Source organism: Mycolicibacterium wolinskyi str. Jessa 2025, assembly GCF_049241375.1.
Taxonomy (GTDB): Bacteria; Actinomycetota; Actinomycetes; order Mycobacteriales; family Mycobacteriaceae; genus Mycobacterium; species Mycobacterium wolinskyi.
Genome location: NZ_CP185960.1, coordinates 3,474,414 through 3,486,844 on the forward strand (window position 1 = coordinate 3,474,414; position 12,431 = coordinate 3,486,844).

Below are 12,431 nucleotides of genomic sequence, written 5' to 3' on the forward strand. Positions count from 1 at the left end.
CTGCTCGCTGGTAGCTGTGAGTACCCGATTCGGCCGCCGATACGCGAAGACAACGCGGCCGACACCGGGGTGTCGGCCGCGCTGACAGGTGACGCTATTGCTTGACGTCGAATCGGTCGTTGTTCATGACCTTGGTCCACGCCTTCACGAAGTCGGCGACGAAGCGTTCGCCGGCATCCGATTGCGCGTACACCTCGGCGACGGCGCGCAACACCGAATGTGAGCCGAAGACAAGGTCGTTCGCGGTCGCGGTCCACTTCGGTGCTCCCGAAACCCGGTCGAAGCCCTCGTACACATTCTCCGCGGTCTCCGACGCCTTCCACTCCGTCCCCATGTCGAGCAGGTTGACGAAGAAGTCGTTGGTCAACACCCCTGGGCGATCGGTGAACACGCCGTGCTTGCTGCCGCCGTGATTGGCACCGAGCGCGCGCAGGCCGCCGATGAGCACGGCCAATTGCGGACCGGTGACGCCCAGGAAATAGGCGCGCTCGAGCAGGAGTTTCTCCAGCGGCGCCTTCTCGCCGGGACGCACGTAATTGCGGAAACCGTCGGCTCGCGGTTCGAGCACCGCGAAGGAATCCACATCGGTGTTCTCTTGGGTCGCATCGGTGCGGCCGGGAGTGAACGGCACCGTGACGTCATGCCCCGCGTCTCTGGCGGCCTTCTCGACGGCTGCCGAGCCGGCCAGCACGATGAGATCGGCCAAGGAGATCTTCTTGCCACCGGACGCTGAGCCGTTGAAGTCGTGCTGGATCCGTTCCAGCACCGGCAGTACCTTCGCGAGCTCGGCAGGCTCGTTGACCTCCCAGTTCTTCTGAGGCTCAAGGCGAAGCCGGGCCCCGTTGGCGCCGCCGCGTTTGTCGGTGTTGCGGTAGCTCGCCGCCGACGACCACGCGGTCTTCACGAGTTGGGGCACCGACAGACCCGAGTCGAGCACCTTGGCCTTCAATGCCGCGATGTCTTGATCGTCGACCAGTTCATGGTCGACGGCCGGAACCGGGTCCTGCCACAGCTGGGGCTCGGGTATCCACGGGCCCAGGTAGCGCGAGATCGGGCCCATGTCGCGGTGCAACAGCTTGTACCAGGCCTTGGCGAACGCCTCGGACAGCTCTTCGGGGTGCTCGAGCCAGCGGCGCGTGATCTGTCCGTAGATCGGATCGACTCGCATCGAGACGTCGGTGACGAGCATGGTCGGCGCGCGGCCGGGCCCGTCGAACGGGTCGGGGATCGTGCCCGCGCCCGCACCGTCCTTCGCGGTGAACTGCCAGGCCCCGGCCGGGCTCTTGGTCAGCTCCCACTCGTATCCGTACAGGGTTTCGAGGAAGCTGTTGTCCCACTTCGTCGGTGTCGGCGTCCAGACGACCTCCAGCCCACTGGTGATCGCATCCTTGCCTTTGCCGCTGCCATAGGAGCTCTTCCAGCCGAGGCCCTGTTGTTCGATCGGGGCCGCCTCGGGTTCGGGCCCGACGAGGTCGGCGTCGCCGGCACCGTGGGTCTTGCCGAACGTGTGACCGCCGACGATCAGCGCAGCGGTTTCCTCGTCGTTCATCGCCATCCGGCCGAACGTCTCGCGGATGTCGTGTGCGGCCGCGAGGGGATCGGGCTCGCCCTCCGGGCCCTCGGGGTTGACATAGATCAGACCCATGGTGGTCGCGCCGTACGGTTCGGCGAGCGAGCGCTCGCCGCCGGAATAGCGCTTGTCGGTGCCCAGCCAGGTGTCCTCTTCACCGAACAGGATTTCCTCTGGCTCCCAGACGTCTTCGCGGCCGAAGCCGAACCCGAAGGTTTGGAATCCCATCGACTCCAAGGCGACGTTTCCGGTGAATACCAACAGATCCGCCCACGAGATCTTGTTGCCGTATTTCTGCTTGATCGGCCACAGCAGCCGGCGCGCCTTGTCCAGGCTCACGTTGTCCGGCCAGCTGTTGAGTGGCGCGAACCGCTGCATGCCCTGACCGCCGCCGCCGCGGCCGTCGAAAATGCGGTACGTGCCTGCCGCATGCCAGCTCATCCGGATGAACAGGCCGCCGTAATGGCCGTAGTCGGCCGGCCACCAGTCCTGTGACTGCGTCATGAGCGCCATGAGATCGGCCTTGAGCGCGTCGACGTCGAGCTTGGCGAACTCTTTGCGGTAATCGAAGTCGTCGCCGAGTGGGTTCGATTGAGGTGCGTGCGGGTGGAGCCGTGTCACGTCGATCTGATCGGGCCACCAGTCCTGGTTCGTCAGTGGAGCGTGCGCCTTCGGCGTCGGCGAGGGGATGGCCGGGTTTTCGCTCTCGCTCGTGCTTGCGGTCTTGGTGTCCGGGGTCGGCGGGCGGCTATCGGAGGTATCGGATGACACAGCAAAATCCTTCCGGGTGGTTGGTGTAACGGGCTGTGATCAAGGGCCTGTCGCCGAACACTCCCGGCACAGACCCCAGTAGATGACTTCGGCCTCGTCGAGGACGAAGCCATCCAGGGCGTTGTCGTCGTCGGCGGGGGTGAGACAGGGTGCTTCACCGACGGCGCAGTCGATGTCGGCGATGGACCCGCAACCGCGGCACACGACGTGGTGGTGGTTGTCTCCGACCCGGGACTCATAACGCGCGGTCGTCCCCGACGGTTGGATTCGCCGGATGAGCCCGGCCGTGGTCAGTGCGTGTAGGACGTCGTAGACGGCCTGACGCGAGACTTTGGGCAGGCTGTCCCGCACTGCCAGGAAGAGTGTTTCGGTGTCGGCGTGGGGACGCGCGTGTACGGCCTCGAGCACAGCGACCCGGGGGCGCGTGACCCGTAGGTCGCTCGTACGCAGTTGAGCTTCGAACTCCGCCCTGGTGGGCATATCGCCAATAACACGCGCAGATTTGGACGCAGTCAAGTGTTTGTCGTCGATCGAGCCGATGTCGTGCGGGATCTGGGCAGCGGCTGACCACAGCCGACCGTGCGATCGCGGCGTCATGCCCGAACTGGTTACCCAAACTCGATCAAGTTATGCGGCGTCGACATGGCTTTGTCGAAAGACGTTGCAAAACAACGAGATCGAAGCGATGCGGCGCGTGGGATACGGGTTCGCGACGTGCCTCAGTATCGTGCTTGTCGATGGCGCAAGATTTGTCGGGCGGATCCGCCCGCTTCCGTCGTGGTCTGCGGGTCGCGCTGCGCGGGCAGCGCGACCCGGCCCCCGTTGCCGGCCAGCGGAGCCGCAATTCCGCCGGGATGGGTGACCTGCACACGAGGAAGGTTCTCGACCTCACCATCCGGCTCGCCGAGGTGATGTTGTCGTCGGGTTCGGGTACCGCGGATGTCGTCGCGACGGCCCAGGACGTGGCCCAGGCGTACCAGCTCACCGACTGCGTCGTCGACATCACGTTCACCACGATCATCGTGTCGGCGTTGCCGACCGCCGACAGCCCACCGGTGACCATCATGCGGGCGGTGCGCACGCGATCGACGGATTACACGCGCCTTGCCGAACTCGACCGGCTGGTCCGCGACATCACGACCGGTGGCGTCGTGGTCGAGCAGGCGCACGAAGCCATGGACGAGCTGACCGAGCGGCCTCATCCGTACCCGCGCTGGTTGGCCACCGCCGGGTGGGCGGGGTTCGCGCTCGGAATCGCGATGCTCCTCGGTGGCAGCTGGCTGACGTGTCTGGTGGCCGCCGTGACGTCGGCGGCCATCGATCGAGTGGGCCGGGTGCTCAACCGGATGGGGACTCCGTTCTTTTTCCAGAACGTGGTCGGCGCAGCGCTCGCGACCCTGGTCGCGGTGGCCGCGTACCTGTTCACCGGCGAGGGGCTGACCGCGCTCGTCGCCACCGGGATCGTCATGCTGCTGTCCGGTCTGACCTTGGTGGGCTCGATGCAGGACGCCCTCACCGGACACATGATCACCGCGGTCGCGCGGCTCAGTGACGCGCTGTTCATGACGGCGGGCATCGTCGTCGGCATCCTGGCGGGCCTGCAGATCGCGACGGTGGCAGGCATCGAGATACAGCTCCATGTCGACGCGACCGAGACCTTCGTGACGCCGCACCGGCCATTGCCGATAGCGCTAGCGGTCGTGGGCGCGACTTTGGCAGGCGTATGTCTCACGATCGCCAGTTACGCCCCACTGCGCTCGGTGATCCCCGCCGGGCTCGCGGCCGGTCTCGCCGAATTGGTGCTCATCGGTCTAGGAGCGGCCGGCTTCGGCCAGGTTGTCGCGACCGGTATCGCCGCCGTGGGCGTCGGCTTGTTCGCCACGCTGATCTCGATCCGCAGGCAGGCGCCCGCTCTGGTGACCTCGACCGCCGGCATCACGCCGATGCTGCCGGGTATGGCGGTCTTTCGCGCGGTGTTCTACTTCGCGGTCGACGACCGCTTCGACGACGGTCTGGCCCAGCTGTTGGCGGCAGCGGCGACCGCGCTGGCCCTTGGCGCCGGCGTGGTGATGGGCGAGTTGCTCGGCTCCCCGTTGCGTTACGGGGCCGGGCGGATCGGCGACTTCTTCCGGATCGAGGGACCGCCGGGTCTGCGCCGGGCGGTGGGCCGGGTGGTGCGGCTGCGGCCGGCCGACGGTCCCCAGTTGACCGGCACCGCCAGGCCCCGGTCACGAAGCGTCGCATTGGAGCCCGCGCCGGATGACGAACCGGATACCGCGAGTGCCAACGACCCGCCGCAGGACTCGCCGGGGCACGACGAAGAGCGGTAACGCGCGGCGGCTAACAACCCTGTGGGGCAACGGTTTCAGCCCTTGAACCGGCACGCGGATTCGATGCGCGAACCGGTGACTGCGGTGGCGGTTGCACGCCGTGTGCGATGCCGTTGGCCGCGTGGACTCCGCTTATGAGCGCCGCAATGAGCCGGAAGCCGGGTCGCTGGCGCAATCGGTTCCATCGGGATGTGCGTCGATAAAACATGACTCGATCGTCGCCCGGCGTCGCGGCATCAAACAGTGGCACTAGAGCCGTCATTCTTTAAGATAGTGACATGCATGAGGTGGCAATCCTCGCCTATGACGGAATGTCGGGTTTCGAGTCCGGTCTGGCAGCCGAGATCTTCGGGATCACCGAACTGTCCGGCAGGTTCTCAGCAGACATCCCACGGCCGTGGTACTCGATCAAGTTGTGTGCCGAGACCCCGGACGTACGCATGATCGGCGGCGCCACGGTGCATGCCGGGTATGGGCTGTCCGATTTGGCGACCGCCGACACGGTGATAATCCCGAGTGTTCGAGACGTGACCGAACCGCTGTCGCCGGCGTTGACCGATGCGATCCGAGCGGCCCACGATCGAGGCGCGCGGCTGGTGTCGATCTGTTCCGGAGCATTCGCACTGGCGGCCGCGGGTGTACTCGACGGCCGGCAGGCCACGACGCACTGGATCTACGTGGATCTCCTCCAACAGAAGTACCCAGAGATCGATGTCGATCCGGCTCCGCTCTATGTCGATGGTGGTGGCGTGCTCACGAGCGCGGGCTGTGCGGCCGGGCTGGATCTGTGTTTGCACATCGTGCGGTCAGATCACGGCGTGCGCGTCGCCAACGACATCGCCCGGCGGTTGGTGATCTCGCCACATCGCGCCGGCGGACAGGCCCAGTACATCGACAGTCCGGTGCCCGAGCCGGCGGCCGACGGGCGGATCGCCGCGAGCATGGAGTGGGCACTGAGCCATCTGGATTCGCCAATTGCTCTGGACGACTTGGCTTCCCAATCGGCACTGTCGCGGCGCACTTATCTGCGCCAGTTCGCGAAAGCAACGGGCACCACGCCGATCAAGTGGCTCATCGAACAGCGCATCCAGGCGAGTCTTGCGCTGCTGGAATCGTCTTCGCTGTCGATCGAGCAGATCGCCACCCGGGTGGGCTTCGAATCCGCGGTGACGTACCGCCACCACTTCGTCCGCCAGCTGCACACCACGCCGAGCGATTACCGCAACTGCTTCGCGGGGGCCTAGGCCGGCACGACGTGCGGCCTAGGCCATCGCGTCGACTACCGCGACATGCTCGCCAGCATTCCGGCCTCGTATGAGCCCGCCGGGGTGCGGACTATCACGTTCATCCGGTTGGCCGCGTTGATGAGCGCGATCTGGCAGATCAGTGCGGCGAGCTGCTCGTCGTCGTAATGCCTGCGTACCTCCGACCAGGTCTCATCGGACACGCCGTGCGAAGCATCGGCGATCCTGGTCGCTTCCTCGGTGAGCGCGAGCGCGGACCGCTCGGCTTCGGTGAACACCGTGGCCTCCCGCCAGACAGCCACCAGGTTGAGGCGCACCGCGGATTCGCCTGCTGCCGCCGCCTCTTTGGTGTGCATGTCGGTGCACATCGCACATCCGTTGATCTGACTGGCCCGGAGGCTGACCAATTCCCGGGTGGCCTTGGGCAACGTCGATTGGTCGAGTACCAGACCGACACCGTGGAACCGCTTGCTGAACTGGGCCGCGAGGTCTGTGGCGAGAAAATTGAGTCGGGCATCCATGGATTTCTCCTCCTTGTGGTGACGTGGACGACCATGAGATGCAGCAGGGCGCACCGCTGTGACACCGCTTTCTCCCGCGACTCGCGTACTAGCCTCGTATCGATGAGCAACGGACGCATGAAAGTGCTGATCATCGGTGGGGGATTCGGCGGTCTGTTCTGCGCGCGCCGACTCGGCCGCGTCGACGTCGACGTGACACTGCTCGATCGTGCGGCGGGCCATCTCTTCCAGCCCCTGCTGTACCAGTGCGCAACCGGGACACTGAGTATCGGGCACATCAGCCGTCCGCTGCGTGAGGAGTTCGCGCGCCACCGCAATGTGCGAACACTGCTCGGTGAGGCGGTCGAACTCGATCCCGGGGCGCGTACGGTCACCGCACGACGGCCCGATGAAACGACTTTCACCCTTGACTACGACGTGCTCGTCATCGCCGCAGGCATGCAGCAGTCCTATTTCAACAACGCTCAGTTCGCGGCGTGGGCACCGGGTATGAAAACCCTTGACGATGCGCTGAGCATCCGCCAGCGGTTGTTCACCGCGTTCGAGATCGCCGAGACGCTGCCGCCCGGACCCGACCGCGATGCCTGGCTCACGTTCGTGGTCGCCGGCGGCGGCCCCACCGGGGTCGAGTTGGCCGGACAGATCCGCGAAATGGCGACTCGAACGCTGGCCAACGAGTTCCACAGCATCGAGCCAGAAGAAGCCAGGGTGTTGTTGTGCGATGGCGGGGACCGGGTCCTGAAGAGCTTCGCGCCTGATCTGGCGGAGAAAGCGACTCGCACGCTGCAGAAGCTCGGCGTGGAGATGCGCATGGGTGTGCACGTCACCGATGTTCGGCGCGACGGGGTGACGGTGTCGCCGAAGGCGGGCGGCCCCGACGAAGTCCACGCGGCACGAACCGTCCTGTGGACGGCAGGCGTCGAGGCGGTGCCGTTCGCCCGGCACATCGCCGAGGTGCTGGGAGCCAAATCCGATCGATCCGGCCGCATCGAAGTCGATCCCGATCTGTCGGTCCCCGGACATCCCGAGGTCTTCGTCGTCGGTGATCTGGTGGGACGCGACAAGCTGCCGGGAGTCGCCGAAAACGCAATGCAGGGCGGGCTGCACGTCGCCGCGTGCATCCGGCGCGAACTCGAGGGCAAGCCGCGACGGCCGTATCGCTATCGCGATCTCGGTTCGGCGGCATACATCAGCCGGGGAAACGCCCTGCTCCAAGTCGGGCCCGTGCGGGTGGCGGGTTTCGTCGGATGGCTCGCGTGGGGCTTCATCCACATCGCGTTCCTCACCGGGGTGCGCAATCGTGTCAGTACCGTCGCCACCTGGTTGGCCACCATCGCCCGGGCCGGCCGCTACCACCGGGCGTTCATGCTCGGTAGCGACTCCATGCCCGAGCAGCGCTACACCTGGTCGGCATGGGACGCGCCGACACCACCTCCGGAAGTTCAGTCCGGACCGGGTGCCGGCTCGCCGGATCAAACGCCGCGATGAGTTTCGGCGGGCCGCGAGGTCTACTCGTTGTCGCCGACCCATCAGGAGGAATGCGTGCCCCAGTTGCTCAGAGTCCAGAACTTCAACGTCTCGCGGGACGGTTTCGGCGCCGGCCTCAACCAGAGTTTCGAGCGTCCCTTCGGGGACGCCGATCCGGGTGACATGTTCGCGTGGGCAGGTGCGACGGCGAGCTGGCCGAACCGCACCGACCCGGGCGGCAGTCGCGGCCTCGACGACTACTTCACGCGGGACTTCACCCATAACATCGGGGCAGAGATCATGGGCCGCAACAAGTTCAGCCCACACCGGGGGCCGTGGCGTGATCACGAATGGCAGGGCTGGTGGGGTGACGAGCCGCCGTTCCACACTCCGGTTTTCGTGATGACCCACCATGAGCGTCCGTCTTTCACGCTCTCCGACACGACATTCCACTTCGTCAACGGTGACCCGGCCACCGTTCTCGAGCAAGCCCGGCAGGCCGCGCAGGGCAAGGATGTGCGGCTCGGCGGCGGGGCGACCACCATCCGGCAATTCCTCGACGCCGACCTCGTCGACTCCCTCCATGTGGCGGTGTCACAGATCGAGATCGGCGCCGGGTCGCGGCTGTGGGAGTCGCCCGAAGAATTGGATGACCGGTTCCACCACGACGTCGTGCCGAGCCCGAGCGGCGTGACGCATCACCTGTTCTGGCGGTGACGGTGCCCCGCCGGTGTCACCCTTCCGGATAGAAGACGAATAACGTACAGCCGGTGACTGTTTGGGGGATGTGCCAGGAGCCTGCGGGGGCGTGGATGAACGACCCTTCCGGGTAATCGCGCACGCCGTCGTTGAACGTCCCGGAGACGACGTAGACCTCTTCCGGGCCGGGCTCGTGGATGTCCTTGCCGACCCAGCTCGCGCCGGGATCCATCTCGACGACATGCGCTGACGCGCCGTCCTCGCCCGTCCACAGCGAGCGCAGCCGAATTCCCGGGAACAGCTCCCGCACGCCTGCATCGGTGACCGAGGCCCAGACATAGCCCGGCATGTCCGGGCCGTTGTTCGTCACTGTCACACCTCGATGGTGGTCCGGCCAGGCAGACATGACCAGTGTCTGAATAGACATCTACCGGTACTATCTAGCCATGGTCGACCGAACCGCGCATAGGGTGGCGGCGCTGGTGAGCCCGCCGCAGGGTCCGTTCGAGCTTGCTTGTGTGACAGAGGTTTTCGGCGTCCAGCGGGATACGGATCCGGCTCGTTACGAGCTCACCGTGTGTACCGAACGACCCGGGGTTGTGGCGACGCCGGTGGGGTACGCGATGACGATTTCAGCTGGGCTCGGTGCGCTCGACACCGCCGACACGATCGTCATCGCCGGTTGGCGACCGGTGAACGCGCCGCTGTCCGCCGATGTGCGGCGTGCACTCACGAGGGCGCACGAGCGCGGATGCCGCATTGCGACGATCTGCACCGGCACATTCGCACTCGCCCAGACCGGTCTGCTCGATGATCGACCGGCGACCACCCACTGGGCCAAGGCAGCCGAGCTGCAAGAACGATTTCCCCGCATCAAGGTCGATCCGGACGTGCTGTACGTCGACGACGGGGACGTCGCGACAAGCGCGGGCGCGGGCGCGGGCATCGACCTGTGCCTGCATCTGGTCCGCAAGGACCACGGGGCGGCCTACGCGGCACACGTCGCCCGGCACTTGGTGATGCCGCCACACCGCGAAGGTGGCCAGGCTCAATACGCGGCCCCGCCTACCGTGGCGACTCCGCCACCGTCCCTGGCCGAACTGCTGGACTGGGTGAGCGGGCGGCTCGATGAGCCGATCACCTTGGAGGACATGGCGAATCATCTTCACGTCTCCTCACGCACACTGGCCCGTCGGTTCATCGAGCAACTCGGCACCAGCCCTGGTCAATGGCTGCTGACCCAACGGATCAACGCCGCGCGAGCGTTGCTGGAAGAGACCGATCTGCCGGTCGATACGATCGCGATCCGCGTGGGCTTGTCGTCGGCGACCAATCTCCGACGCCGTTTCCAATCCGCCGTACACACCACACCGGGCGCTTATCGCCGGGCATTCCGGCAGCAACGCGCGTGAGCGCCTGGGCCCGGCCGATCCGAATCGAGTAGCCGACTACTCATGTCCGGCGATGTGGGCCACAGATACGTTTCAGTCGTCACGTCGCCACGTTCATACAGGTGAGAGGGTGGTCCCAACATGCCTCGCGACATGCGTGCAATGCCGGACCTCATGGGTATCTCACACATTGATCTGACGGTTTCCGACTGCGACCGCTCGGCGGACTGGTGGCAGGATGTGTTCGGCTTCGTTCTCGTGAATCGCACGCAAGCCGACAGCTTCGAGACCCGATCGCTCGTGCACCCGTCCGGCGTCGCGCTAACCGTGGTCACCCACGACGGCACCGGGGCGGTCGGCGCGTTCAACGAGCGTCGAACAGGGCTCGATCACTTGGCGTTTCGGGTCGCGGATATCGACGAGCTGCGACGGTGGGTTGCTCATCTCGAGAACAAGAACGTGGTCCATACCGGGATCATCGACGTCGGCTACGGACCGACCATCGTGATCCGCGATCCAGACAACATGCAGCTCGAGTTGTACGTCCACTGAAGGCCCGGCATTCGGGGACAGGACTAGGTCACGACGGCGAAGGAAAGCTCGGCGCTGCCGATCTGATTGAGCGGCTCCGGCGTCACGGCAACCGCTTCGACGCCGCCTTCACCCGCGGTCATCGATGCGTCGAGCGCGATCCGGTACCGCATGGTGGTCGTCTTCCCTTTCGGCAACTCGTGCACGTTCGAATAGCCGGCCACAAAATCCATGCCCGTGCCCGCAGTGGCGGGCGTGACGGGGACCCAGTTTGCTGCGGCATCGTCAAATCGCTCCACCGAACCCGTGGGAATCGACAGCGGGCCCGGCGCACAGCTGCAGTGGCTGAGTACCAGGACCACGCCGACCTGCGGATAGGCAATGGCCGAGTCGTTGCACAGCGTCACTTCGACTTCGGTCGGTGGGCCGCCCGCGGTGACCGTATGGGACGGAATACCTTTGATTGTCAACGATATTCGTGCCGCATCCGGTACCGTTCCGTAGGGCTCGACGCTCGGCACCGGCGCGGTCGACGGATTGGTGGCGCAATCGGCCACGGGCGCCGGCGTACCGGCACTCGCCGGTGGCGCGCTGACCGTGGGCGCTACCGGCGGCTCGGCATCCGGCGTGCCCGCCGAGCACCCGGCCAGGGCTGTCGCCCCGATCAGTGAGGCCAGGCCGATGCCGGCCTGGCGCGTCATCGTGTTCATCGAGTACTCCTGGTGCCCAAGGATTGCTGTGCGGCGTCCGTCCGCGTGTGTACAAGTGAATCGCGTTGCGACCGCTACCGATCCAAATCGGGCGATCCGTACGGACCGTTCTGAGCAGATCTTGACATTGACGTTGCGTCAGCTTTTAGCGTGGATCTCATGAGTTGGTCGATCCAGCAGGTTGCCCGGATGTCCTCGGTGTCCTCGCGGACATTGCGGTACTACCACCAGATCGGATTGCTGAATCCGGCTCGGATCGGTGCGAACGGATACCGCTATTACGAGCGGGAACAGCTGTTGCGGCTGCAGCAGATCCTGCTCTTGCGTCAGCTGGGCCTCGATCTGGCCAGCATCGGCGCTGTCGTCGACGCCGAGGACGACCCGGTTGTCGCATTGCGTCGCCATCACCAACGACTTCTGGAACAGCGCGGTGAAATCGACCGGCTCGCCGCCACCGTCGCCGCCACGATCAAACATCTCGAGGAAGGAACTGACATGCCCGCCGAACGGTTCTTCGATGGGTTCGAGATCACCCCGGAGTACATAGCCGAACTCGAAGCACGCCGGATCGCACATACCGGTGAGACGAACCAGCCCGAACTGGCGGAGGTGAAACGCAACATCGCCGAGTGGTCCTCGGACGACTTCGAGGCCTTCAATCGTGAAGGCGTACAAGTGGAACAACGCATGGTGGAGCTGCTGCGTGCCGGTGTCGCGGCGGACGATCCGCGCACATTCGCGGTGCTCGACGATGACTTGGCCCTGCAGCGCAAGTTATGGACACCGACCAAGGCCGGCTACATCGAACTCGCGCAGGCGCTCGACGAACCATCGGAACTTCGCGCCCACTACGAGGCACAGGATGCGCGGTTGCCCGAATACCTGCGGGACGCGATGCTGGCCTACGCCGAAACGCATCTCGACGACGGAGAGCACTGATGGCGACCGAAGAACTCATGGGTAACGCACTACTGGCCGGAGCCATCACCCTGGCCGGCGGCGCGATCGGCGCCGGAATCGGTGACGGCATCGCCGGGTCTCAGTTCATCGCCGGCGTCGCACGGCAACCGGAGGCGCAATCACGGCTCTTCACACCGTTTCTCATCACCGTCGGGCTCGTCGAAGCCACCTTCTTCATCAACGTCGCGTTCATGGCGCTGTTCGTGTTCGCGACGCCCGGCGGGTAACTGCGACGTG

13 protein-coding genes are annotated in these 12,431 nt (G+C 65.6%); 8 read left to right on the plus strand and 5 right to left on the minus strand.

All coding sequences use genetic code 11. The features are described from left to right. Window positions 1–94: 94 nt before the first annotated feature. Both katG and ACOI2T_RS17100 read right to left on the minus strand, forming a co-directional pair. Window positions 95–2,341 carry a catalase/peroxidase HPI gene (katG, locus tag ACOI2T_RS17095; protein WP_409505783.1) on the minus strand — a complete coding sequence of 749 codons (2,247 nt, stop codon included), beginning with the start codon at window positions 2,339–2,341 and terminating at the stop codon, window positions 95–97. A gap of 39 nt (window positions 2,342–2,380) precedes the next feature. Further along, window positions 2,381–2,821 carry a Fur family transcriptional regulator gene (locus ACOI2T_RS17100; RefSeq protein ID WP_085150635.1) on the minus strand — a complete coding sequence of 147 codons (441 nt, stop codon included), beginning with the start codon at window positions 2,819–2,821 and terminating at the stop codon, window positions 2,381–2,383. Window positions 2,822–3,078: 257 nt separating this feature from the next. Here ACOI2T_RS17100 and ACOI2T_RS17105 point away from each other — a divergent pair, with 257 nt between their 5' ends. Further along, complete coding sequence (locus tag ACOI2T_RS17105) at window positions 3,079–4,671, plus strand: threonine/serine exporter family protein (protein ID WP_409505784.1); 1,593 nt, start codon at window positions 3,079–3,081, stop codon at window positions 4,669–4,671. 278 nt (window positions 4,672–4,949) lie between these two features. Next, window positions 4,950–5,915, plus strand: coding sequence for a helix-turn-helix domain-containing protein (locus ACOI2T_RS17110; protein ID WP_085150384.1), 966 nt, complete (start codon window positions 4,950–4,952; stop codon window positions 5,913–5,915). A gap of 35 nt (window positions 5,916–5,950) precedes the next feature. On the opposite strand, the gene ACOI2T_RS17115 is transcribed toward ACOI2T_RS17110, so the two are convergent. Next, a complete protein-coding gene (locus tag ACOI2T_RS17115; protein ID WP_409505785.1) occupies window positions 5,951–6,436 on the minus strand; it encodes a carboxymuconolactone decarboxylase family protein in 486 nt (161 codons plus the stop codon). A gap of 102 nt (window positions 6,437–6,538) precedes the next feature. Here ACOI2T_RS17115 and ACOI2T_RS17120 point away from each other — a divergent pair, with 102 nt between their 5' ends. Both ACOI2T_RS17120 and ACOI2T_RS17125 read left to right on the plus strand, forming a co-directional pair. Continuing rightward, window positions 6,539–7,924 (plus strand): NAD(P)/FAD-dependent oxidoreductase, encoded by a 1,386-nt coding sequence (locus tag ACOI2T_RS17120; RefSeq protein ID WP_409505786.1) that lies wholly within the window; start codon window positions 6,539–6,541, stop codon window positions 7,922–7,924. 54 nt (window positions 7,925–7,978) lie between these two features. Then, a complete protein-coding gene (locus tag ACOI2T_RS17125) occupies window positions 7,979–8,620 on the plus strand; it encodes a dihydrofolate reductase family protein (protein ID WP_409505787.1) in 642 nt (213 codons plus the stop codon). Between the two features lie 16 nt (window positions 8,621–8,636). On the opposite strand, the gene ACOI2T_RS17130 is transcribed toward ACOI2T_RS17125, so the two are convergent. Next, entirely contained in the window at window positions 8,637–8,951 is a 315-nt protein-coding gene (locus tag ACOI2T_RS17130) for a cupin domain-containing protein (protein WP_409505821.1), read from the minus strand. A 97-nt stretch (window positions 8,952–9,048) separates the two neighbouring features. Between ACOI2T_RS17130 and ACOI2T_RS17135 the strand changes: the two genes are divergently transcribed. Both ACOI2T_RS17135 and ACOI2T_RS17140 read left to right on the plus strand, forming a co-directional pair. After that, a complete protein-coding gene (locus ACOI2T_RS17135) occupies window positions 9,049–10,014 on the plus strand; it encodes a GlxA family transcriptional regulator (RefSeq protein ID WP_409505788.1) in 966 nt (321 codons plus the stop codon). A gap of 132 nt (window positions 10,015–10,146) precedes the next feature. Then, window positions 10,147–10,545, plus strand: coding sequence for a VOC family protein (locus ACOI2T_RS17140; protein ID WP_409505789.1), 399 nt, complete (start codon window positions 10,147–10,149; stop codon window positions 10,543–10,545). Between the two features lie 23 nt (window positions 10,546–10,568). Here the strand turns inward: ACOI2T_RS17140 and ACOI2T_RS17145 are convergent, their stop codons facing one another. Continuing rightward, complete coding sequence (locus ACOI2T_RS17145; RefSeq protein WP_409505790.1) at window positions 10,569–11,225, minus strand: hypothetical protein; 657 nt, start codon at window positions 11,223–11,225, stop codon at window positions 10,569–10,571. A 168-nt stretch (window positions 11,226–11,393) separates the two neighbouring features. On the opposite strand from ACOI2T_RS17145, the gene ACOI2T_RS17150 reads away from it, so the two are divergent. Together ACOI2T_RS17150 and ACOI2T_RS17155 are read left to right on the plus strand one after the other, a co-directional pair. After that, entirely contained in the window at window positions 11,394–12,173 is a 780-nt protein-coding gene (locus ACOI2T_RS17150; protein ID WP_409505791.1) for a MerR family transcriptional regulator, read from the plus strand. Continuing rightward, window positions 12,173–12,421 carry a F0F1 ATP synthase subunit C gene (locus ACOI2T_RS17155; RefSeq protein WP_067855685.1) on the plus strand — a complete coding sequence of 83 codons (249 nt, stop codon included), beginning with the start codon at window positions 12,173–12,175 and terminating at the stop codon, window positions 12,419–12,421. The genes ACOI2T_RS17150 and ACOI2T_RS17155 overlap by 1 nt, the downstream gene beginning before the upstream one ends. Window positions 12,422–12,431: the final 10 nt, after the last annotated feature.